Below are 21,570 nucleotides of genomic sequence, written 5' to 3' on the forward strand. Positions count from 1 at the left end.
CCCAGGGTAGCGCGCACGATCCGGCCGGTACCCTGGGGCGCATGGCCGTACCGACCTCCGCCCCGGCGCCCGTCGCGCCCCTCGATCTGCGCTCGGATCCGATCGCGCTGACCCGCGTGCTCTGCGACGTCCCCTCCGTCTCCGGCGACGAGCTGGCGCTGGCCGACGCGGTCCAGCTCGCCCTCGAGCAGTACCCGCACCTCGAGGTGATCCGCGACGGCCACACCGTGGTCGCCCGGACGAACCTCGGGCGCGAGCAGCGCGTCGTCGTCGCCGGCCACCTCGACACCGTCCCGATCATTGACAACCTCCCGGTGCGCGCCGAGACGATCGACGGCGTCGAGCACCTCGTCGGCCGCGGCACGACCGACATGAAGGCCGGCGTCGCCGTCCAGCTGGTCCTCGCCGCCGAGCTGACCGATCCGGTCGTCGACGTGACCTGGATCTGGTACGACAACGAGGAGGTCGCCTCCGACCTCAACGGCCTCGGCCGCCTCTCCCGCCACCGCCCTGACGTCTTCGCCGCCGACTTCGCGGTGCTCGGCGAGCCGACGCGGGGCGAGGTCGAGGGCGGCTGCAACGGCACCCTCCGCGTCGACGTGACGACGCACGGCCGCCGCGCGCACTCCGCCCGCAGCTGGGTCGGCGAGAACGCGATCCACGCCGCCGCCCCGATCCTCGACCGGCTCGCCGCCTACGAGCCGCGCGAGGTCGAGGTCGAGGGCCTCGTCTACCGCGAGGGCGTCAATGCGGTCCGCATCAGCGGGGGAGTGGCCGGCAACGTGATCCCCGATCTCTGCACGGTGCACGTCAACTACCGCTTCGCGCCCAGCCGCACCGGCGAGGAGGCGGTCGCCCACCTCCGCGAGCTGTTCGAGGGCTTCGAGCTCGAGGTCGTCGATCTGGCGGAGGGCGCGCGCCCCGGGCTCGACGCCCCGCTGGCGCAGGCGTTCATCGCCGCGGTCGGCGCGGAGGCGAAGCCCAAGTACGGCTGGACCGACGTCGCCCGCTTCTCGGCGATGGGCATCCCCGCCGTCAACTACGGCCCCGGCGACCCGCTCAAGGCGCACGCCGACGACGAGCACGTCGCCGTGCACGAGATCACCGCCTGCACCGAGGGCCTCCGCCGCTGGCTGAGCGGCTCCGCGTGAGCGCCGTCCTCACCGGGCTCCCGGTCCGCCGCCGCGCGCAGCTGCGCCTCGTCCCCTGGTGGGCGCGCGTCCTCGCGGTCTTCGTCCTCACCCGCATCGTGACGACCGTGATCATGCTCCAGTTCGCCGCGAATCAGCAGGCGAACTCGTGGACCGGCCCGTCACCCGCCTATGTCGACTTCGCGACGATGTGGGACGGCCGCTGGTACGAGATCATCGCGACCGCCGGCTATCCGACCGAGCTGCCCGTGACCGAGGCCGGGGAGATCGGCGAGAACGCCTGGGCGTTCATGCCGCTCTACCCGGTCGTCGTGCGCCTGCTGATGGTGCTGACCGGGCTCGGCTGGGCCACCGCGGGCGTCGCCGTCTCGGTGATCTGCGCGGCCGTCACCTGCCTGGTGCTCTACCGGCTGATGCGGCACTCGCTGAGCGAGTCGCAGTCCCTCGTCGCCGTGCTGTTCTTCTGCGTCGCGCCCACCTCGCCGATGCTGCAGATCGCCTACGCCGAGTCGATGGCGATGATGCTGACCGCGATCGTGCTGCTGCTGCTCGTCCGGCGCCGGTACGCCTGGGTCTTCCCGACCGTGCTCGCGCTCGGGCTGACGCGCCCGAGCGGGCTGGCCTTCGCCGCGGCGATGGGCCTCTACGTCCTCTACCGGTTCGTCCGGCGCGCGAAGGAGCCGTTCCCGCGGTCCGACGCCGTGCCCGCGGTCGCGCTGACGGTCTGGGGCCTCGTGGTCGGCTTCCTGTGGCCGGCCGTCGCCTGGGCGGTCACCGGCTCGCCGACGGCTTACACCGACACCGAGCTGGCCTGGCGAGCCTCCTACATCGGCTACCAGGAGCTCTTCCCGTTCACCTCCTGGTTCCAGGGCGGAGCGTGGTGGGGCGGCTGGTGGTTCGGCGCGCCGATGCTCGGCATCGCGCTGGTCGTCGTCCTCGTGCTGCTGTTCGTCGGCATCCTGGCCTCGCCCTGGACGCGGCGGCTGGACCTCTTCAGCCGCGCGTGGGTCGCGGGCTACGGCGTCTACCTCTTCGCCTTCTTCTTCCCGCAGTCGAGCACGTTCCGCCTGCTGGGCCCGATGTTCCCGCTGGTCGGAGCGCTCGCGGTTCCGCGTTCGCCCCTGTTCCGGAGCGCGCTGGTGCTCGTCTCGATCGCCGGCCAGATCGGCTGGATCACCATCGGCTGGGCCGTCGACGGCTACGACTGGACGCCGCCGTGATCGACGCCGTGTTTCCGCGGAAGGCCGCCGATTTCGTCCCTGGCGCGGATGCACGATAATAGACGGATACGTCACGAAAGGGGAACTCTATGGCGGCCATGAAGCCGAGGACCGGAGACGGACCGATGGAGGCTGTTAAGGAGGGGCGACTCATCGTCGTGCGCGTTCCGCTCGAAGGCGGCGGACGCCTCGTCGTCTCAGTCAACGATGCAGAGGCGAAAGAACTCCACGACGCTCTCGCGTCGGTGGTGACTCCAGCCTGACCCACCAGCACCGTCGAGAACGCCCGCCGCATCCGATGCGGCGGGCGTTCCCTCGTTCCCGGGGTCGGCTCGGTGCTAGGCGCGGCGCTTGTTCGCCTGGAGCAGCCCGTCGCCGATCGGCGACAGCACGCTGACCACGGCGGGGGAGCCGCAGACCTCGGCGACCAGCGTGCGGAAGGCGGAGGCGATCTCGTCCCGCTGCGCCGGGTTCGAGACGCGGCCGCGCCAGAGAGCGTGCGGCACGAGCACCGTGCCGCCGACGCGGACCAGGCGCAGCGCGTGCTCGACGTTCTCGATGACCTGCAGCGGGTCGCCGTCGACGAAGACGATGTCGTAGGAGTTCTCGTTCATCCGGGGGAGCACCTCGAGGGCGCGTCCCGGGATCAGGCGCAGGCGGTTCGGCGAGATGCCGGCCTCGTGGAATTGGGCGCGCGCGTGCTGCTGGTGCACCGCCTCCGAGTCGATCGAGGTCAGCATCGCCTCCGGAGCGCCGTCGAGCAGCCAGAGTCCGCTCACGCCGGTGCCGGTGCCGATCTCGATGATCGACGTCGCCCGCGCGGCCGCCGCGACGAGGGCGGACTGCGCGCCGATCGAGGGCGCGATCGCGTCGATGCCCAGCTCGACGGCGAGCCGCCGGGCGGAGGCGATCGCCTCGGGCTCGACGACGGCGTCCTCGGCGTACTTCCAGTTGGCATCCTTGTCGGACACGGGTGGGCTCCTCTGGTGGTGGTCGCGGCGGGCGGATCGCGCCTGCGCATCGCCAGGGTACGGGGGTCCGTGCGGTCGTCGGCGCAGGCGCGGCGGACTAGGGTGGTCCCGTGTTCGGTTTGACGTTCGACAAGCTCCTCATCATCGGAGTCATCGCCGTCTTCGTGCTGGGCCCTGACCGCCTCCCCTACTACGCCTCGCAGCTCGCTGCGCTGGTGCGGAAGGTCCGCGGATTCGCCACGCAGGCGCGCGAGCGCGTGAAGGACGAGATGGGCGACGAGTTCGACGAGGTCGACTGGCGCAAGCTCGATCCGCGGCAGTACGACCCGCGGCGCATCATCCGCGACGCCCTGCTCGAGGACGAGCCGGCCCCCACGGTCAAACCGCCCTCCGCGGTCTCCGCGCCCGTCACCGCGGGTGGCGGCGCCTCCACGGCGGACAGCTACTACACGACGATGAAGCGCTCGGCCGGAGCCGGCGAGCTCTCGACGGTGGCGCCCCCGCCCATCGACCTCGAAGCCACCTGACGCGCTCCCGTCGGCCGACGTGCTGACGCTGGTGGGTCTCCTAGGAAAGATCACCTCACAAGTATGGAAGAACCATGCTGATCGAGTAGCCCGCGCAGCGGGCGTATCGAGATCCACCACCGTCTGCACCTGAGTCTGCAGACCCGCTCTGCTGGTGACGGCGGGTCTCGATACGCCCCTGGCGGGGCTACTCGACCAGCATGACGCGGCGCAGCCGCGTCCCTTTCCCTCACCACCGAGACGCGAAGCGGCTTCGCCGCTCGATACGCCCCTGCGGGGCTACTCGACCAGCATGATCGCGGCACTTCCCTCGGATGCTGCTGGTCGAGCAGCCCGCAGTGCGGCCCTTGCATGATGGTCGAGCTGCCCGCGCAGCGGGCTCCCTCATGCTGGTCGAGTAGGCCGCGCAGCGGCCGTATCGAGACCCACCCGAACCGGGGCGTGCGGCGAAGGCCTCAGCCGACCGACATCGGGAGGCGGCGGCCCGTCAGACCGCGCGGGCGCGAGGCGAGCATCCGAGCCAGTTCCGTGATCGCGACGGCGGCCGGGTCCTCCGGATCGCCGATGACGACCGGCAGGCCGTCGTCGCCGCCCGCGCGCAGCGCCACGCTGATCGGCAGCGAGGCGAGCAGCGGCACGTCCTCACCGCTCGCGCTGAGCCGGCGGGCCACCTCGGCCCCGCCGCCGCTGCCAAAGAGCTCGAGCACGGACCCGTCGGGCTGCGGCAGCCCGGACATGTTCTCGACCACGCCGACGATCCGCTGCCCCGACTGCCGGGCGAGCGCACCGCTGCGCTCCGCCACATCGGCGGCAGCCGGCTGCGGCGTCGTCACGATCAGCACCTCCGCGTGCGGCAGGAGCTGGCCGATCGAGATCGCGACGTCGCCCGTGCCCGGTGGCAGGTCGAGCAGCAGCACGTCCAGGTCGCCGAAGTACACGTCGGTGAGGAACTGCGAGATGGTGCGGTGCAGCATCGGCCCGCGCCAGGAGACGGCCGCGCCGCGGGTGTCTCCCTCGAGGAACATCCCGATCGAGATCACCTTCACGCCGTGGGCGACCGGGGGGAGCATCAGCTCGCCGACCCGCGTCGGCCCCGCGACGCGGCCGTCGTGCATGAGGCCGAGCAGCCCCGGGATGGAGAAGCCGTGCACGTCGGCGTCGACCAGCCCGACCGCGAGTCCGCGCCGGGCCAGAGCCACCGCGAGATTCGCGGTGACCGTGGACTTGCCGACCCCGCCCTTGCCGCTCGTCACCGCGTAGACCCGCGTCAGCGAGTCCGGGCCGAACGGCATCTCGCGCCGCCCGCCGCGCAGCCGCTCGGTCAGAGCCGTGCGCTGCGCCGGCGTCATCACGCCGACCTCGACCTGCACGGCGCCGACGCCTGCAGCCGATTCGGCTGCGGCGCGCACGTCGCGCTCGATCGCGGACGCCGCGGGGCAGCCGACGATCGTCAGCCGGATCGCCACGGTCACCGCGCCGTCCTCGGCCACCGACACCGAGTCGACCATGTCGAGCTCGGTGATCGGCTTCCGGATCTCCGGATCGATGACTCGCGCCAGTGCGGCGAGGACCGCCTGCTCGAGAGCGGCGGGATCGACCGTGTCGGGCGTCGCCGGGTCAGGCATCGCGCCGCTCGCTCGCGGTCGACTCCGCCCGGTCCTTCTCGAGCTCCTCGACGAGGCTGCGCAGCTCGGAGCGGATGAAGTCCTTGCTCGCCATGTCGCGGATCGCCAGTCGCAGCGCGACGACCTCGCGGGCCAGGTACTCCGTGTCGGCCAGGTTGCGCTCGGCGCGCTGGCGGTCCTGCTCGATCTGCACGCGGTCGCGGTCGTCCTGGCGGTTCTGCGCGAGCAGCAGCAGGGGCGCCGCGTAGGAGGCCTGCAGCGACAGGATCAGCGTGAGCACCGTGAAGCCGAGGGCCTGGGAGTCGAAGCGCGACTCCTCCGGACCGTAGGTGTTGAACAGCAGCCAGAACACGCAGAAGATCGTCATGCCGACGAGGAACCACGGCGTGCCCATGCCGCGGGCGAACGACTCGGTCAGGCGGCCGAAGCGGTCGCTGCTCTGCCGGTTGCGCCGGGGGAGCACCCGCGTGCGCAGGCCCTTCGGGGCGTCGAGCCGTCGATCCTGCTTGGTGTCCCTAGCCACGCGCACCCCTCCGTCCTCGTCGTCCTGCCTTGAACCTGCCCGCCGCCGCCACCGGTGCCGGGATCGGTATGCCCTGGGTCGTCGTGCTCACCGGCACGCGCGGTTCGTCGTCGCCGTCGTGGCTGCGCCAGTCGTCGGGGAGGAGGTAGTCGAGCACGTCGTCGATCGTGACGACGCCGACCAGGCGGTGCGACTCGTCCACGACCGGCACCGAGACGAGGTTGTAGCTCGCGAGAATACGGGCGACCTCGGCTGCGGAGGTGTCGGGCGTGATCGGGTCCAGGCTCTGGTCGAGCAGGGTGCCGAGGCGCTCGTGCGGCGGGTAGCGGAGCATCCGCTGGAAGTGCACCATGCCGAGGAAGCGGCCGGTCGGCGGCTCGTAGGGCGGCAGGGTCACGCAGACCGCGGCGCCGAGCGCCGGGGCCAGCTCGTGGCGGCGGATCATCGCGAGGCCCTCGGCCACGGTCGCCTCGGAGGAGACGATGATCGGCTCGGTCGTCATCAGGCCACCGGCCGACTCCGGGGCGTAGGAGAGGAGCATGCGGACGTCGTCCGCCTCCTCCGGCTCCATCAGGCCGAGGAGCGCCTCGCCGCGCTCGTCCGAGAGCTGCGCGATCAGGTCGGCGGCGTCGTCGGGCTGCATCTGATCGAGGACGTCGGCAGCGCGGTCGTCGTCGAGCCGGCCGAGGATCTCGACCTGCTCGCTCTCGGGCATCTCCTCGAGGACGTCGGCGAGCCGGTCGTCGGAGAGCTCGCCCGCGACCTCGAGCATCCGCTGCTGCGGCAGGTCGAGGAGCGTGCTGGCCAGGTCGGCGGGCTTGAGCTCGGCGAGGCTCGCCACGTACTGCTCGGCGGACTGCGCCTCGGTGGACACGCTCTCGCGGACCTCGCGCCAGCCGGCGAAGGTGGTGGCGCCCTTGGCGAAGGGGGAGGGGCTGGTCTTGGGGCGGCGGACGAAGAGCTGTGCGAGCTCCCACTCGCCCGGCCCGACCTCCTCGATCGCGACGTCCTCGACGATCGCGTCGCCCGAGCCGTCGACGAAGGTCATCTTCCGGCCGAGCAGCTCGGCGATGACGCGGACCTCGCCGCCGCGCTGCTCGAAGCGGCGCACGTTGATCAGGCCGGTGGTGATGATCTGCCCGCTGCCGATGCTGGTCACCCGTCCGATCGAGACGAAGACCCGGCGGCGGCCGGGGATCTCGACGACCAGGCCGACCACGCGCGGCGCGTCGTTCTGTCGGGGGACGAGCAGGACGTCGCGGACCTTGCCGACGCGATCGCCCGCCGGGTCGAAGACGCTGCAACCGGCCAAGCGCGCTACGAAGACTCTGGCGGAACTCACGGCTACCAACCTAGACCCGGGCGCCCCTGCGGAAGCCGAGCGCGGGGTCCCGGCGCTCCCATCGCGCGCTCGGGAAGCTCTCGATCCGTGTCCAGAATGCTCCAAGTCCTCTGTGACAGTCTGAGCGGGTGACTCAGCAGATGCCCATGAACAACCGCCGGGGCGCCGTCTCCCCGACGATCCCGCGCGGCGAGATCCTCGCCACCTTCGACACCTACGAGAAGGCGCAGCAGGCCGTCGACGTCCTCGCCCGGGCCGACTTCCCGGTCAAGCAGCTGGCCATCCTCGGCAACGACCTCAAGAGCGTGGAGCGCGTCACCGGCAAACTGACCTGGGGCCGCGTCGCCCTGGCCGGCGCCGCCTCGGGCGCCTGGCTCGGTGTCTTCCTCGGCCTGCTGCTGATCATCTTCTCGCCGGCCACCGAGTTCTCCTTCCTCATCGCGGCCGTGCTGCTCGGTGCCGGCTTCGGCATGCTCTTCGGCCTCGCCTCCTACGCGGTCAACCGCCGCCGCCGCGACTTCACCTCGACGATGCAGGTCATCGCCACCAGCTACTCGGTGATCGTCGACCCCGAGGTGGTGAACCGCGCGCGCAACCTGCTCGACGGCACCCCCGCCGAGTCGGCGGCGCCGGTCTGGTCGCCGCCGCCCGCGGACGCGGAGCCGGTTCCGATCCGTCCGGAGGACGAGCGGCGCTGACCCACCTCGAAGGCCCCCGGAGCGATCCGGGGGCCTTCGTCGCGTCCGGGCCGTCGCGATCGGACGGCCCCTCCGCCGGGCCGTCGCCTCAGCGGGCGGCGGAGCCCACCGGAGGCAGGACGATGTCGACCGCGAGGCCGTGCGGCTCCCGGTTGGAGAGCGCCACGGTCCCGCCGCCGGAGAGCACCGTGGTGTGCACGAGGGCGAGACCCAGGCCGCTGCCGCCCGAGGCGATCGTGCGCGAGTCGTCGGGACGGGAGAAGCGATCGAAGGCGACCGGGATGAACTCCGCCGGCATGCCCGGTCCGTCGTCGGAGACCGTCAGCAGCAGCCGGCCGTCCTTCTGCGCGAGCGCCGCGACGATCGTCCCGCCGCGGCCGATCGCCTGGATCGCGTTGCGGACGAGGTTGTCGATCACCCGGCCGAAGTCCTGGGTGGCGACGGCGTAGAGCCGGGCGGGCTCGCGCTCGTCGATCTCGTAGTCGATCTCGACGTCCGACTCGGCGGCGAGCAGCCGGGTGCGGTCGACCGCGCCGACCAGCTCGTCGACCAGCTCGGCGAAGGGCGAGGCGGGCCGGGCCGAGCGGCTCTCGATCCGGGAGATGTCCAGCAGTGCAGACGCGAGGCGGACCAGGCGGTCGACGCTCTTCTGCGCGTCGAGGATCACGCGGTCGACCGCGACCGGGTCCTCGACGCGGTGGTGCGCGATCTCGAGCTGAGCGGAGAGGGCGGCGAGCGGCGTCCGCAGCTCGTGGCTGGCGTCCGAGACCATCTGCTTCTCCCGCGCCAGGGAGGCCGTCTGCTTGGCGAGGAACGCATTGAGAGTCTCGGCGAGCTCGTCGATCTCGTCCCGGGTGCCGACGACCGGCAGCTGATCGCCGGGAGTGGGGTCGGCAGCGATCTGGTCGGCGCGCGCGCGCATCCGGCGCACCGGGGCCAGTGCTGCTCCGGTGAGGATCCAGGAGGCGAGCCCGAAGGTGACCACGAGGAAGATCGCGGCGTAGACCAGCACGTGCGCGAAGTCGTCGAGCACCAGCTGCGACGCGGCCTGGTCGCGGGCGGTGGCGACGCTCCAGGTGCCGTCCTCGCCCTCCACCGCGGTGATGCGCACCAGGTAGCGCGTGGTGGCGGTGGCGACCTCGGTGTAGCGCGGCACTGCGTCGGCCGCGCGGTCGCGCAGCTCCGCCTGCACCGAGCGGCGCACCTCGGTCGGCATGGTGGTCGCGTCGACCGCGCCGTCCGGGGTGATCGCGAGATAGAGCTGACCCGTGGAGGAGTCCCGGACCCGGGGGACGTCGCCCGCCGCGATGTCCCGCCGGATCTCGTCCTCGATCGAGACGAGGATCGTCCGCTCGCTGCGCTCGACGATCCCGGTGACGACCTGGTAGAAGAGCATCGCCGCGAGGGCGAAGAGCACGGTCGCGACGGCGACGGAGCCGACCGTGATCCGGGCGCGGATCGACAGGGCTCCCGAGCGCCGCCTCGCGGCACGCGCCGCGGCGAGCGGGCTCGGGGCGGCCATGCGGCTACTCGACCGGGCGGAGGAAGTAGCCCTTGCCGCGCACCGTGACGATGCTGACCCCGGTGTCCTCGGCGGGCAGCTTCTTGCGGAGGTAGCTGACGTACTGGTCGACGATGTTGTTGTCGACGATCTCGCCACCGCCCCAGATCTCGGAGAGGATCCGCTGGCGCGTGACGACCGAGCCGACCGGCGAGATCAGCAGCTTCAGCAGCTCGAGCTCCTTCGGACTGACGTGGATGCGCGTGTTGTCGGCGGTGCGGCGGATGCTCGAGCCGTCCACGGTGATGCGGCCGACCTCGATCGAGGTGGACATCAGCGAGGGGCTCCGCCGCAGCAGAGCCCGCAGCCGCGCGTTCAGCTCGGTGAACGCGAACGGCTTCGTCAGGTAGTCGTCGGCGCCGGCGTCCAGGCCGAAGACGCGGTCCTCGACGGAGTCGCGGGCGGTGAGCAGCAGGATGGGCGTGGAGCGGCCCAGCTCGCGGATGCGCCGGCAGATCTCGAAGCCCGACATCGCGGGGAGCATCACGTCGACGATGGCGGCCGAGAACTCGGCGTTGCTGAACGCGACGAGCGCGTCGATGCCGTTCGTCGTCAGCTCCGCTTCGTAGCCGGCGTCTTCTAGGCCGCCCACGAGTGCTTCGCCCATGGCTGGATCGTCTTCGACGACAAGGATCTTCACGGGCTCACCCTACGACGCCGCTCTCAGGAACGACGTGTGCGCCGAGCGTGTCCCGGCGCGAGGGAGAGGAACGCGCTGCTCACCGGCCGGGACGTGATCGTGCTGCTGCCGCTCCTCTGTTGCGGACGTGCTGAGCGCGGAGGCCCAGACTTTCCAGCACTTGCACGGAATTCCACCCTGCCAGTACCCCTACGGGGGGCGTAAAGTACGTCAAAACGCGACGACCCGAAAGTCGCGTAGATACGGAGCGAACGATGCTCATGAAGATCTCACGACCGCCCTCGATCCTCGCCCGCTTCATCGGAGCGGCCGTCAGAATCCCCAAGGAATCGGCAGCCCAGCGGTCCACCCCGCAGCAGTCGCACCGTAGGGCTCCTGCGGCGGCGTTCTCGTTCTCGCGCAAGAACTCCAGTTCCTCACGGTGCGAGGCCTGCGGCGTCAAGCCGGCTCGACGCGACGGCTTCTGTGACGACGCCTGTGCGAGGACGAACTACCTGTACGTCTGATCGCGCCCGACCTCCCTGCGGGTACTGTGGGAGACGAACCCTGCGGCCGAGCTGTACTGCTCCTCACGTGCGCTCGCAAAGCGCAGAGGTCCGGTCTGAGCGCCTGACGGCGGCGTCGCGGAGAGTGGTGGACGTGCCGTCCCGCGCCAGTTCCGCCGTCGGCAGCGTCCTGAGGACGAGAGCCGCCGCCGATGCGGCAGCCTGCTGACGTCCCCCGCTGCTATCGCTGCGAGCTCCGCCGCGTCCGGGTGACGGGACGGAGCGGCCGCGATGACCTATCGATCCCTCGATTCCATCCGGGCCTGCGCGGCGCTGCTCGTCCTCGTCGCCCACGTGCGGCAGGCCTTCCTGATCCCGGCCGGTGAGACGCGGCTCGGTCCCGTCGACAGCACGCTCTATGCGCTGACCTCCCTCGGTCACGGCGCCGTCATCGTCTTCTTCGTCCTGAGCGGCTTCTTCGTCGGCGGCTCCGTGCTCAGCTCCCTCTCCCGCGGCACATTCAGCTGGACCAGGTACCTCACGTCCCGACTGACCCGGCTCTGGCTCGTCCTGATCCCGGCCCTCGTGCTCACCGCCGTCCTCGACGCCGTCGGCGTCGCCTTCCTCGCGGACCGGCCGCAGTACGCGCCGGGGGGTTCCGCCCAGGTCGATGGCGGCGTCCTCGGGGCGCTGGGCAACGTGATCTTCCTCCAGCCGCACCTGGTCCGGCCCTTCGGCACCGACCAGCCGCTCTGGTCGATCGGCTACGAGGCCGGCTACTACCTCCTGTTCCCGCTGCTCCTCGTCGGGCTCACGTGCGGCTCCCGGCAGCGGAGAGTGCTGCGCGCCGGGGCCGCCGTCGTGATCGTCTGCGTTCTCGGGCCGGCGGGCACCGGCCTCTTCCTCGCCTGGCTCGCCGGCGCGGCGGTCGCCTGGAAGGGATCGGCGGCCACGCGGTTCCTCTCCCGACTCGGACCGAAGGGCACCGCCGCCTCGATCCTCGCGGTGCTGCTGCTCCTGATCGCGGCGATGTCGGTCGATCGCCTCGCGAGAGCAGGGACGGACGATCTCGGCTGGACGACGTGGGCGACGACGGTCGCGGCGGCGGCCCTCGTCGTCGTGCTGTGCCACTCCGAGGGGACTCCCGGCACGGGTCTCGACCGCCTGCTGCGCGGCGGCACCTGGGTCTCGGGGTTCTCGTTCTCGCTCTACGCGACGCACGTGCCCGTGCTGATGCTGCTCCACGCGCTGCTGTTCCCGCCGCCGTCGGCCTGGTGGCAGCCCTCGGCGGCGAGCTGGGCGACCGTCCTCGCTCTCGCGCTCCTCGCCTGCGCCGTGGGCTGGGCCTTCGGCGCGCTCACGGAGCGGAGGACCGAGGCCGTGCGTGCCCGGGTGCTCGGCGTCGTCGAGCGTCTCCGGCGACCGCGGCGCGCGGCCACAGGCGGCGGCTGATCAGCCGAGGACCCTGACCTGGTCGGGACGGTCGTCGGAGAAGGCGAGCGGGAGCGAGGAAGGCCCGGCTGCGCTGCTTTCAGCGTGATTCCGGGCCTTGGGAAGTGGTGCCCCCAGTAGGATTCGAACCTACGCCCCTGCCTCCGGAGGGCAGTGCTCTATCCCCTGAGCTATGGGGGCCAGGAGTGCCTGTCAACATTAGCACCCGGGGTGGGCGCTGCCGGACGCCCTGGCGGGCCGTGCGGTCGTGCCACGATGGAGGCATGCTGCGCACCGTCTCCGCCTCGCTGGGCCTGCGACTGAACGGGCCGACCGACCTGATCTTCCTGATGGCGGCGACGCCGACCGGAGACGGGTTCGAGGACTCGTTCACCGTCACTCTGGACGGCGAGCCCGTCCCGGTGCGGGAGTTCCCGGCGCGGCACGGCGCGCGGGTGCACCGTGTCGCGGCGAACGCCGGGGCGATGCAGGTGGAGTACCGCGGTCGCGTCTCCGGGCGCGGTGTGCCGGACGAGCCGAGCGAGCTCGAGCTGGTCGAGTACCTGCGGCCGAGCCGCTACGCGGAGACGGATGCGCTCGGCGGCATCGCCCGGCGCGAGTTCGGCCGGGCGCGGGGCTTCGAGGCGCTCGCCGCGGTCGAGGAGTGGGTGCACGCGCATCTCTCCTACGTCTACGGCTCGACGGTCGCGACCGGGGGAGCCGCGCAGGTGATCGAGAGCGGGCAGGGCGTCTGCCGCGACTTCGCGCACACCGTCGTGGGGCTGCTCCGCGCGCTCGACATCCCGGCGCGGGTGACCGCCGTCTACGCTCCCGGCCTCGAGCCGCGCGACTTCCACGCGGTGTCGGAGGCCTGGGTCGACGGAGCCTGGCACGTGGTCGACGCGACCCGGCTCGCTCCGCGGCCGTCGATGCTCCGGATCTCTTCCGGCCGCGACACCGCCGACACGGCCTTCCTCAGCAGCTACCTCACCGACCTGCGGCTCGAGACGATGAACGTCGAGGCGACCTGCGACGAGGTCGTCGAGGACGACCACGTCTCGCCGGTGCGCCTGGGCTGAGCCCACCCCCTCCGACCGGGGCGGTCAGCCGGCGAGGGCGTCCAGCGCCGCGCGCACGAGCGGCTCCGGATCGCCCGGCTCGACGAACGACGCGCTCGACGCCTCGAGCCAGTGGTCGCCGATGAAGGCGTCCGCGATGCCGCGGCTGTCGGCGACCTCGTAGTACCCCTCGATCTCCGGCGGCCGGCCGTAGGTGGGGACGGCCTCGCTCGTGGTGAAGAACTCGTTCTTGAGGGCCTCGATGACGGCCGGGTCGAGCCGGGCGACCGCGAGCTGGAAGTCGGCGCCCTCGGAGTCGGCCCAGCCGCAGACCAGGCCGTCGTAGCCGGCGATCTCGGCGGAGACCGCGGTCGGCTCCACCGCGTCGCTGGGGGAGAAGCCCGCCCAGAGGCCGGTCAGGGCGGAGGCGGGCACGAGCTGCTCGCAGGTGACGGCTACCGGCGTGCCGGTGACCGCGTCGCTCGCGCTCGGCACCGGATCCGCGGCCGGCGCGCAGCCGGCGAGGGCGGCGACGACGACGAGGAGGGCGAGGGCGGCGGGTCGGCGCATGCGCTGCACCCTAGCAATCGCGGCGGGCGGGGCGCCGAGGCGCGGGCGGGCGGGGTCTGACGGGCGGGCTCTCGGTGACGGTGGATCTCGATACGCCGGCTGCGCCGGCTACTCGATCAGCATGAATCGGTGGATATCGATACGCCGGTTGCTCGATCAGCAGGAAGACGGCGGCCCGATCAGCAGGAAGAAGGCGCGTGGGGACCGGCCGGTAGAATCGTGCCCCGTGACTCCCGAACAGCTCGCCGCCTCCCTGCACGCCCTCGTCCTCGACGCCGTGCAGCGACGAGGGAGCGACGCCGAGGTCGCGCTCGGCGACGTCGTGCTCGAGCGGCCGAAGAACCGCGACCACGGCGACTGGGCCTCGAACATCGCGATGAAGATCGCGAAGAAGGCCGGGGCGAACCCGCGCGAGCTCGCGACCGAGCTCGCCGAGGGCCTCGGCGCGGTCGACGGCGTCGCCTCGGTCGAGGTCGCCGGCCCCGGGTTCCTCAACGTGCGGCTCGACGCCGCCGCGGCGGGCGCGCTCGCCGGCGCGATCGTCGACGCGGGCGAGGCCTACGGCACCGGCTCCGCCTACTCCGGTCTGAAGATGAACCTCGAGTTCGTCTCGGCCAACCCCACCGGCCCCATCCACATCGGCGGGACCCGCTGGGCGGCCGTCGGCGACAGCCTGGCCCGCGTGCTGATCGCGCAGGGCGCCGAGGTGACCCGCGAGTACTACTTCAACGACCACGGCGCGCAGATCGACCGCTTCACCCGGAGCGTCCTCGCCGCCTATCGCGGCGAGCCGACGCCCGAGGACGGCTACGGCGGCGCGTACATCGCCGACATCGCCGATCGCGTCGTCGCGGCCTACCCGGGCGACCTCTCGGTCCTGCCCGAGGCCGAGCTGAACGAGACCTTCCGCTCGATCGGCGTCGACCTGATGTTCGGCGAGATCAAGCAGAGCCTGCACGAGTTCGGCGTCGACTTCGACGTCTATTTCCACGAGAACTCGCTGCACGAGTCGCGTGCCGTCGAGCGCGCGATCGAGCGCCTCCGCGAGCTCGGCCACATCTTCGAGGCCGACGGAGCGACCTGGCTGCGCACCACGGACTTCGGCGACGACCGCGATCGCGTCATCATCAAGAGCGACGGGGAGGCGGCCTACATCGCCGGCGACCTCGCCTACTACCTCGACAAGCGCGAGCGCGGCTTCGACCGGGCCATCATCATGCTCGGCGCCGACCACCACGGCTACATCGGCCGGATGATGGCGATGTGCGCGGCCTTCGGCGACACCCCGGGCGTCAACCTCGAGATCCTGATCGGCCAGCTCGTCAACCTGCTCCGCGACGGGCAGGCCGTCCGGATGTCCAAGCGCGCCGGCACCGTGGTGACGATGGAGGACCTCGTCGAGGCTGTGGGCGTCGACGCCGCGCGCTACTCGCTGGTGCGCTCCTCGGCCGACTCCTCGCTCGACATCGACCTCGACCTGCTCACGAAGCGCAGCAACGACAACCCCGTCTACTACGTGCAGTACGCGCACGCCCGCACCCGGCAGGTGGCGGCCAAGGCGGAGGCGTCGGGCGTGCCGCGCGAGCCGTTCGCCCCCGAGACGCTCGTGCACCCGAGCGAGTCGGCACTGCTGGGCGGGCTGCAGGAGTTCCCGCGCATCGTCGCCCTGGCCGCCGAGCTGCGCGAGCCGCACCGCGTGGCCCGCTACCTCGAGGAGATCGCCGGTCTCTACCACCGCTGGTACGACAACTGCCGCGTGGTCCCGCAGGGCGACGACCCGATCGAGGCCGTGCACTCGACCCGCCTGCGCCTGAACGACGCGACGGCGCAGGTCCTGCGCAACGGGCTCTCGCTGCTCGGCGTGACCGCTCCGGACCGGATGTGACCGCCGCCGATGCCGGTGCGCCGCGCCGCGGCCGCCGGATCGCGATCGTCGCCGTGATCGTGATCGTGCTGCTGGCGGTCGCCGCCGTCGTCGGCGACGTGCTCGCCCGCCGCGCGGTCGCCGACACCGCGGCGTCGAGCATCCGGGAGGCGCTCTCGCTCCCCGCGGACCACCCCGTCGAGGTCGAGGTCGCCGGCTGGGCGGTGCTGCCGCAGCTGATCGCCGGCTCGCTCGGCCGGCTCGACATCCGCAGTGAGGACGTCGCGTTCGGCGACCTCAACGGCGATGTCGACGCGACTCTCGAGGGCGTCCCCGCGAGCGGCGACGGTCCGCTCGAGGCGGGACGCGCGACCGTGGCCCTCGACCCCGACTCGGTGAGCACGCTCGTCGCCGCGCGCAGCCAGGTGCCGATCGACGGTGTCACGCTCGACCCGCCGCTGGTGCGCGTCAGCACCTCGGTCGACGTGCTCGGGCTCACCCTCGCCGCGGGCGTCGGCATCGAGCTCGGCGCGGCCGACGGCGCGATCGAGCTGACGCCGTCCGAGGTGACGGCGGGCGGCACCACGATCAGCGCCGCCGACGTCGAGGACCGCTTCGGCGCCGTCGCCGAGGGGCTGCTCGCCGCGCGCTCCGTCTGCATCGCCGACGCGGTGCCGCAGGGCCTCGCCCTCACCGGCGTGGCTGTGACGGCCGACTCGCTGAACGCCTCCTTCGACCTCTCTCCGACGTTCCTCAGCGACCCGGCGCAGCAGGAGACCGGCGTCTGCTCCTGACCCGGGACGGACGCGCAGCGCCCGACCGGTAGGATCGGAGCCCTGTGCCCGCGTGTCCCGTGGGCCGAACGCCGGCAGTGCGCGCACCGAGAGCACTGCCACCGACAGCACTCTCAAGGATCTTGCTGGCTTCAGGGGTCAATCCGGACTCGCTCGCCACGCAGTGACGCTCCCACTCTCTCCTGTGAGGTCTCACCCGTGGCACACGCCGACGCACCCGTCCGCGCCCCCCGTCATCCCCTCGCTCCGGACTGGCTGCACCGCCCCGAGGACGCGAACGCGCTCGCCGACGGCGTCTGGTCCGGCGGCACGCTCCGCTCGGCGGACGGCGGTCTCGAGATCGCCGGCGTCGCGGCGACCGAGCTGGCCGCCCGCTTCGGCACCCCGCTCTACGTCGTCGACGAGGACGACGCCCGCCGCCGCGCCGTCGCGACGCGCGAGGCCTTCGAGCGCGAGCTCGGCCGGATCGGCACCGGCGTCACCGTCTACTACGCCGGCAAGGCGTTCCTCTCCACCGAGGTCGCGCGCTGGATGCGCGCCGAGGGCCTGAACATCGACACCTGCAGCGGGGGAGAGCTCGCGGTCGCGCTCGCCGCCGGCGTCGAGCCCGAGCACATGGGCCTGCACGGCAACAACAAGTCGCTCGCCGAGATCGACCGGGCGGTCGAGGCCGGCGTCGGCGCGATCGTCCTGGACAGCGTGCTCGAGATCGAGCGGGTCGCCGCGGCGGCCGAGCGCCACGGCCGCGTCCAGCCGGTGCGGCTCCGGGTGAACAGCGGCGTGCACGCGCACACCCACAGCTTCCTGGCCACCGCGCACGAGGACCAGAAGTTCGGCATCACCCTCGAGGACTGCCCGGACGCCGTCGCCCGGATCCGCTCGCACGGGAGCCTGCGCTTCCTCGGCCTGCACTGCCACATCGGCTCGCAGATCTTCGGCTCGGCCGGCTTCGCCGAGTCGGCCTCGCGACTGCTCGCGGTGCACGCGGGGCTCCTCGCGGACGGTCCGGTCCCGCAGCTCAACCTCGGCGGCGGCTTCGGCATCGCCTACACGAGCGCCGACGACCCGACCCCGATCGACGACATCGCCGCGGCGATCGCGGACGCGGTCGGCGAGCAGTGCGCGAGCCGCGGGATCCCGGTGCCGCACATCGCCATCGAGCCGGGCCGCTCGCTGATCGGGCCCGCCGGGCTGACCCTCTACGAGGTCGGCACCATCAAGGACGTCGCGGTCGGCACGGACGGCGTGCGCCGCTACGTCAGCGTCGACGGCGGGATGAGCGACAACGCGCGGCCCGCCCTCTACGGCGCGGACTACACGGCGCGGATCGCCAACCGCGTCTCCGACGCCGAGCCGGCCCTCGTGCGCGTGGCCGGGAAGCACTGCGAGTCGGGCGACATCGTCGTCCACGACGACTTCCTCCCCGCCGACGTGCAGCCGGGCGACCTGCTCGCCGTCGCCGCGACCGGCGCCTACTGCTGGTCGCTGTCGAGCAACTACAACCACCTCGGCCGCCCCCCGGTCGTCGCCGTCCGGGACGGAGTCGCGCGCGTCATCGTGCACGGCGAGACCGAGGACGACCTCCTCCGCCGCGATGCCGGCATCGAACGAAAGGCCATCCTCCGATGATCGAGTACCGCAGCCTCCGCGTCGCCCTGCTGGGCGCCGGGTCCGTCGGTGCCCAGGTGGCACGCCTCCTGCTCGACCACGGCGACGAGCTCGCCCAGCGCGTGGGGGCGCCGCTGGAGCTCGCCGGCGTGGCCGTCCGGGACCTCGACGCGCCGCGCACCGCGGACATCCCCAAGGAGTACCTCACCACCGACGCCGAGGCGCTGATCCTCGGCGCCGACATCGTCGTCGAGCTGATCGGCGGCCTCGAGCCGGCGCGCAGCTACATCCTCAAGGCGATCTCCTCGGGCGCCGACGTGATCACCGCCAACAAGGCGCTGCTCGCCGCGCACGGCAACGAGCTGTTCGAGGCGGCCGACCAGGTGGGAGCGCAGCTCAACTACGAGGCCGCGGTGGCCGGGGCGATCCCGATCATCCGCCCGCTGCGCGACAGCCTCGCCGGCGACCGGGTGCACCGGATCCTCGGCATCGTGAACGGCACCACCAACTTCATCCTCGACCGGATGGACACGGAGCACGCCACGCTCGAGGAGGCGCTCGCGCTCGCCACCGAGCTCGGCTACGCCGAGGCCGACCCGACCGCCGACATCGAGGGCTACGACGCCGCGCAGAAGGCGGCGATCCTCGCCCGGCTCGCCTTCCACACCGACGTGCCGGTCTCGCTGGTGCACCGCGAGGGCATCACCGCCGTCACGCAGCAGCAGGTCGAGCAGGCGCGCGCCTCCGGCTACGTCATCAAGCTGCTCGCGATCTGCGAGCGCCTGGTCGACGCGAAGACGGGGGAGGAGGGCGTCTCGGCGCGCGTCTACCCCGCGCTCGTGCACCGCTCGCACCCGCTCGCCGCCGTGCACGGCGCGAACAACGCCGTCTTCGTCGAGGCGGAGGCCGCCGGCAGCCTGATGTTCTACGGCGCGGGCGCCGGCGGCGTCGAGACCGCCTCGGCCGTGCTCGGCGACGTCGTCTCGGCCGCGCGCCGCCACGTCGTCGGCGGTCCGGGCCTCGTCACCAGCGCCAGCTCAGGACTCCCGGTGCTTCCGATCGGGCACGTCACCACCCGCTACCAGGTGACGCTCGAGGTGCTCGACCGCCCCGGCGTGCTCGCCCAGATCGCCGGCGTCTTCGCCGAGCACGGGGTGTCCGTCGAGACGCTCGTGCAGACCCCGCCGGTGCTCGACCCGCTGGCCGACGCCGGTGCGGAGCGGCGCGAGCCGACCGCTACCCTGGTCATCGGCACGCACGCCGCGGCAGAGTCCGATCTGGCGGCCACCGTCACCGCTCTCCAATCCCACGGGTTCGTCGGCGCCGTGACGTCCGTTCTACGAGTTGAAGGAGCCTGAGATGGCCAAGCAGTGGCGCGGAGTCCTGCACGAGTACGCGGACCGCCTCGATGTCACCGAGGCGACCCCCGTCATCACGCTCGGCGAGGGCGGCACCCCGCTCATCCCGGCGGCGGCTCTCTCGGCCCGCACGGGCGCGAAGGTCTGGGTCAAGTACGAGGGCATGAACCCGACCGGCTCCTTCAAGGACCGCGGCATGACCATGGCGATCTCGAAGGCCGTCGAGCACGGCGCGAAGGCCGTCATCTGCGCCTCGACCGGCAACACCTCCGCCTCCGCCGCGGCCTACGCGACGCACGCCGGCATCACCGCCGCGGTGCTCGTGCCCGAGGGCAAGATCGCGCTCGGCAAGCTGAGCCAGGCGATCGCGCACAACGCGCAGCTGCTGCAGGTCCAGGGCAACTTCGACGACTGCCTCGACATCGCCCGCGACCTCGCGAAGAACTACCCGGTGCACCTGGTCAACTCGGTCAACCCGGACCGCATCGCCGGCCAGAAGACCGCGGCCTTCGAGGTCGTCGAGGTCCTCGGCGACGCGCCGGACTTCCACATCGTCCCGGTCGGCAACGCGGGCAATTACACCGCCTACTTCCGCGGCTACTCCGAGGAGCTCGAGCGCGGCGAGTCGACGAAGCTGCCCCGCATGTTCGGCTTCCAGGCCGAGGGCTCCGCGCCGATCGTGCACGGCGCGGTCGTCCGCCACCCCGAGACCATCGCCAGCGCGATCCGGATCGGCAACCCGGCCTCGTGGGAGCTCGCGCTCAACGCGCGCAGCGTCAGCGACGGCTACTTCGGCGCGATCAGCGACGAGAAGATCCTCGAGGCGTACCGCATCCTCGCGGGCGAGGTCGGCGTCTTCGTCGAGCCCGCCTCCGCGATCAGCGTCGCCGGCCTGCTGGAGCGCGCCGAGGCGGGGGCGATCCCCAAGGACGCCACCGTCGTGCTGACCGTCACCGGCCACGGCCTGAAGGACCCGCAGTGGGCCCTGCGCACCGCGGACGGCGAGGACATCACTCCGACCGTCGTGCCCGTGGACACCGCGGCGATCGCCGACGTGCTGGGGCTGGCCGGCGCATGACCTCGGCGGTTCCCGTCGGCCGCACCGTGCACGTCAAGGTCCCCGCGACCTCGGCGAACCTCGGCCCCGGGTTCGACACGCTCGGCCTCGCGCTCTCGGCCTACGACGAGCTCGAGGTGACGGCCGTCACGGCGACGGGTGCTCGGGTCTCGGTGCACGGCGTGGGCGAGGGCGAGGTGCCGACCGACGAGACGAACCTCGTCGTGCAGGCCATCGCCTACACCTTCGCCGACCAGCGGCAGGAGATGCCCGGCATCGAGGTGACGGCGCGCAACATCATCCCGCACGGCCGCGGCATGGGCTCCTCGGGAGCGGCGATCGTCTCCGGGATCATGGCGGCCAAGGGTCTGCTCGACGGCATCGTCGAGCTCGACTCCGACGACCTGCTCCGGATCGCGACCGAGATGGAGGGGCACCCCGACAACGTCGCGCCGGCGCTCTTCGGCGGTCTCACCATCGCCTGGGTGGAGCCCGGTGCCGAGGGCGGGCCGGAGGCGCCGCTGCGGCCGCGCTCCAAGAAGCTGATGGTGCACCGCGGCGTCTCGCCGGTCGTCTTCGTGCCCGAGCACACCATGTCGACGCGGCTGGCGCGCTCGCTGCAGCCGATCAGCGTCCCGCACGAGGACGCGGTCTTCAACGTGTCGCGCTCGTCGCTGCTCATCGCGGCCCTCATCCAGAGCCCCGAGCTGCTGTTCGCGGCGACCGAGGACAAGCTGCACCAGAACTACCGGGCGGCGGCGATGCCGCAGACCTCCGAGCTGATCGCGCTGCTGCGCTCGCACGGCTACGCGGCCGTCGTCTCCGGCGCCGGACCGAGCGTCCTCGTGCTCTGCAGCGACCCCGCGCAGCGCCTCGCCGCCGCAGATCTGGTGGCGAAGGAGGCGCACACGCCCTGGCGGGCGCACATGCTGGCCGTCGACTTCAAGGGTGCTACAGTGGGGATCGCATCCCGAGGAGCCGCGTAACGAGCGGAATCTGTCCGACGGATCGTCCCGATAATCACGGCCATCACATCGTGTGAAGGGCGCCCCTGCTTCTCTTGCAGATCAGCGCCTGGTCGCTCGTG

General features: G+C 72.1%; 20 protein-coding genes and 1 tRNA gene. 13 read left to right on the plus strand and 8 right to left on the minus strand.

Annotated features, from left to right (window positions below):
• The first annotated feature begins 41 nt into the window (after positions 1-41).
• From dapE to EDF36_RS03935, 3 genes are all read left to right on the plus strand, one after another.
• Entirely contained in the window at positions 42-1,151 is a 1,110-nt protein-coding gene (dapE, locus tag EDF36_RS03925; protein WP_123732001.1) for a succinyl-diaminopimelate desuccinylase, read from the plus strand.
• The gene (locus EDF36_RS03930; RefSeq protein WP_260300518.1) at positions 1,148-2,371 is read left to right on the plus strand and encodes a hypothetical protein; all 1,224 of its coding nucleotides are present in this window, start codon (positions 1,148-1,150) and stop codon (positions 2,369-2,371) included. The genes dapE and EDF36_RS03930 overlap by 4 nt, the downstream gene beginning before the upstream one ends.
• A gap of 89 nt (positions 2,372-2,460) precedes the next feature.
• Complete coding sequence (locus EDF36_RS03935; protein ID WP_077221916.1) at positions 2,461-2,634, plus strand: DUF3117 domain-containing protein; 174 nt, start codon at positions 2,461-2,463, stop codon at positions 2,632-2,634.
• Between the two features lie 75 nt (positions 2,635-2,709).
• Here EDF36_RS03935 and EDF36_RS03940 read toward each other — a convergent pair whose 3' ends face one another.
• The gene (locus tag EDF36_RS03940; RefSeq protein WP_123702830.1) at positions 2,710-3,342 is read right to left on the minus strand and encodes an O-methyltransferase; all 633 of its coding nucleotides are present in this window, start codon (positions 3,340-3,342) and stop codon (positions 2,710-2,712) included.
• 110 nt (positions 3,343-3,452) lie between these two features.
• Here EDF36_RS03940 and EDF36_RS03945 point away from each other — a divergent pair, with 110 nt between their 5' ends.
• Positions 3,453-3,869 carry a Sec-independent protein translocase TatB gene (locus tag EDF36_RS03945; protein ID WP_123445460.1) on the plus strand — a complete coding sequence of 139 codons (417 nt, stop codon included), beginning with the start codon at positions 3,453-3,455 and terminating at the stop codon, positions 3,867-3,869.
• 455 nt (positions 3,870-4,324) lie between these two features.
• On the opposite strand, the gene EDF36_RS03950 is transcribed toward EDF36_RS03945, so the two are convergent.
• The 3 genes from EDF36_RS03950 to EDF36_RS03960 are packed head-to-tail and all read right to left on the minus strand — an operon-like array spanning position 4,325 to position 7,359.
• Positions 4,325-5,494, minus strand: a complete 1,170-nt coding sequence (locus tag EDF36_RS03950) for an Mrp/NBP35 family ATP-binding protein (protein ID WP_123732002.1) — start codon at positions 5,492-5,494, stop codon at positions 4,325-4,327.
• Positions 5,487-6,017, minus strand: coding sequence for a DUF1003 domain-containing protein (locus tag EDF36_RS03955; RefSeq protein WP_123704723.1), 531 nt, complete (start codon positions 6,015-6,017; stop codon positions 5,487-5,489). The genes EDF36_RS03950 and EDF36_RS03955 overlap by 8 nt, the downstream gene beginning before the upstream one ends.
• Complete coding sequence (locus EDF36_RS03960; protein WP_123732003.1) at positions 6,010-7,359, minus strand: magnesium transporter MgtE N-terminal domain-containing protein; 1,350 nt, start codon at positions 7,357-7,359, stop codon at positions 6,010-6,012. Before EDF36_RS03960 ends, EDF36_RS03955 begins: the two co-directional genes overlap by 8 nt.
• Before the next feature lie 146 nt (positions 7,360-7,505).
• Here EDF36_RS03960 and EDF36_RS03965 point away from each other — a divergent pair, with 146 nt between their 5' ends.
• The gene (locus EDF36_RS03965; protein WP_185020356.1) at positions 7,506-8,057 is read left to right on the plus strand and encodes a general stress protein; all 552 of its coding nucleotides are present in this window, start codon (positions 7,506-7,508) and stop codon (positions 8,055-8,057) included.
• Between the two features lie 88 nt (positions 8,058-8,145).
• Here EDF36_RS03965 and EDF36_RS03970 read toward each other — a convergent pair whose 3' ends face one another.
• Together EDF36_RS03970 and EDF36_RS03975 are read right to left on the minus strand one after the other, a co-directional pair.
• Positions 8,146-9,579 carry a cell wall metabolism sensor histidine kinase WalK gene (locus EDF36_RS03970; protein ID WP_123732004.1) on the minus strand — a complete coding sequence of 478 codons (1,434 nt, stop codon included), beginning with the start codon at positions 9,577-9,579 and terminating at the stop codon, positions 8,146-8,148.
• A 4-nt stretch (positions 9,580-9,583) separates the two neighbouring features.
• Positions 9,584-10,258 (minus strand): response regulator transcription factor, encoded by a 675-nt coding sequence (locus EDF36_RS03975; RefSeq protein WP_260300519.1) that lies wholly within the window; start codon positions 10,256-10,258, stop codon positions 9,584-9,586.
• Positions 10,259-11,034: 776 nt separating this feature from the next.
• On the opposite strand from EDF36_RS03975, the gene EDF36_RS03980 reads away from it, so the two are divergent.
• Entirely contained in the window at positions 11,035-12,195 is a 1,161-nt protein-coding gene (locus tag EDF36_RS03980) for an acyltransferase (RefSeq protein ID WP_123732005.1), read from the plus strand.
• Positions 12,196-12,300: 105 nt separating this feature from the next.
• Here EDF36_RS03980 and EDF36_RS03985 read toward each other — a convergent pair.
• Positions 12,301-12,375: transfer RNA gene (locus tag EDF36_RS03985), tRNA-Arg, on the minus strand.
• A gap of 83 nt (positions 12,376-12,458) precedes the next feature.
• On the opposite strand from EDF36_RS03985, the gene EDF36_RS03990 reads away from it, so the two are divergent.
• Positions 12,459-13,253: a transglutaminase family protein gene (locus EDF36_RS03990; protein ID WP_123732006.1), complete on the plus strand. Its 795-nt coding sequence runs from the start codon at positions 12,459-12,461 to the stop codon at positions 13,251-13,253.
• A 24-nt stretch (positions 13,254-13,277) separates the two neighbouring features.
• On the opposite strand, the gene EDF36_RS03995 is transcribed toward EDF36_RS03990, so the two are convergent.
• Positions 13,278-13,802, minus strand: a complete 525-nt coding sequence (locus EDF36_RS03995) for a hypothetical protein (protein WP_148059964.1) — start codon at positions 13,800-13,802, stop codon at positions 13,278-13,280.
• Between the two features lie 226 nt (positions 13,803-14,028).
• Here EDF36_RS03995 and argS point away from each other — a divergent pair, with 226 nt between their 5' ends.
• From argS to thrB, 6 genes are all read left to right on the plus strand, one after another.
• Complete coding sequence (argS, locus tag EDF36_RS04000) at positions 14,029-15,687, plus strand: arginine--tRNA ligase (RefSeq protein ID WP_185020357.1); 1,659 nt, start codon at positions 14,029-14,031, stop codon at positions 15,685-15,687.
• Complete coding sequence (locus tag EDF36_RS04005) at positions 15,684-16,460, plus strand: DUF2993 domain-containing protein (RefSeq protein WP_123732009.1); 777 nt, start codon at positions 15,684-15,686, stop codon at positions 16,458-16,460. The genes argS and EDF36_RS04005 overlap by 4 nt, the downstream gene beginning before the upstream one ends.
• Positions 16,461-16,658: 198 nt before the next feature.
• Positions 16,659-18,089 carry a diaminopimelate decarboxylase gene (gene lysA, locus EDF36_RS04010; protein WP_123702850.1) on the plus strand — a complete coding sequence of 477 codons (1,431 nt, stop codon included), beginning with the start codon at positions 16,659-16,661 and terminating at the stop codon, positions 18,087-18,089.
• Positions 18,086-19,426, plus strand: a complete 1,341-nt coding sequence (locus tag EDF36_RS04015; RefSeq protein WP_123732010.1) for a homoserine dehydrogenase — start codon at positions 18,086-18,088, stop codon at positions 19,424-19,426. The genes lysA and EDF36_RS04015 overlap by 4 nt, the downstream gene beginning before the upstream one ends.
• 1 nt (position 19,427) lies before the next feature.
• The gene (gene thrC, locus EDF36_RS04020) at positions 19,428-20,504 is read left to right on the plus strand and encodes a threonine synthase (RefSeq protein ID WP_123702854.1); all 1,077 of its coding nucleotides are present in this window, start codon (positions 19,428-19,430) and stop codon (positions 20,502-20,504) included.
• Positions 20,501-21,469 (plus strand): homoserine kinase, encoded by a 969-nt coding sequence (gene thrB / locus EDF36_RS04025; RefSeq protein WP_123732011.1) that lies wholly within the window; start codon positions 20,501-20,503, stop codon positions 21,467-21,469. Before thrC ends, thrB begins: the two co-directional genes overlap by 4 nt.
• Positions 21,470-21,570 lie beyond the last annotated feature (101 nt).

It is taken from the genome of Rathayibacter sp. PhB152, assembly GCF_003751395.1.
GTDB classification, from domain to species: Bacteria; Actinomycetota; Actinomycetes; order Actinomycetales; family Microbacteriaceae; genus Rathayibacter; species Rathayibacter festucae.

Bases quoted from the DNA above. Each gene is read 5' to 3' on its own strand.
- dapE (WP_123732001.1), top strand. From the start codon at position 42: ATGGCCGTACCGACCTCCGCCCCGGCGCCCGTCGCGCCCCTCGATCTG.
- EDF36_RS03935 (WP_077221916.1), top strand. From the start codon at position 2,461: ATGGCGGCCATGAAGCCGAGGACCGGAGACGGACCGATGGAGGCTGTT.
- EDF36_RS03950 (WP_123732002.1), bottom strand. From the start codon at position 5,494: ATGCCTGACCCGGCGACGCCCGACACGGTCGATCCCGCCGCTCTCGAG.
- EDF36_RS03965 (WP_185020356.1), top strand. From the start codon at position 7,506: ATGAACAACCGCCGGGGCGCCGTCTCCCCGACGATCCCGCGCGGCGAG.
- EDF36_RS03970 (WP_123732004.1), bottom strand. From the start codon at position 9,579: ATGGCCGCCCCGAGCCCGCTCGCCGCGGCGCGTGCCGCGAGGCGGCGC.
- EDF36_RS03980 (WP_123732005.1), top strand. From the start codon at position 11,035: ATGACCTATCGATCCCTCGATTCCATCCGGGCCTGCGCGGCGCTGCTC.
- EDF36_RS03990 (WP_123732006.1), top strand. From the start codon at position 12,459: ATGCTGCGCACCGTCTCCGCCTCGCTGGGCCTGCGACTGAACGGGCCG.
- EDF36_RS03995 (WP_148059964.1), bottom strand. From the start codon at position 13,802: ATGCGCCGACCCGCCGCCCTCGCCCTCCTCGTCGTCGTCGCCGCCCTC.
- EDF36_RS04015 (WP_123732010.1), top strand. From the start codon at position 18,086: ATGATCGAGTACCGCAGCCTCCGCGTCGCCCTGCTGGGCGCCGGGTCC.
- thrC (WP_123702854.1), top strand. From the start codon at position 19,428: ATGGCCAAGCAGTGGCGCGGAGTCCTGCACGAGTACGCGGACCGCCTC.
- thrB (WP_123732011.1), top strand. From the start codon at position 20,501: ATGACCTCGGCGGTTCCCGTCGGCCGCACCGTGCACGTCAAGGTCCCC.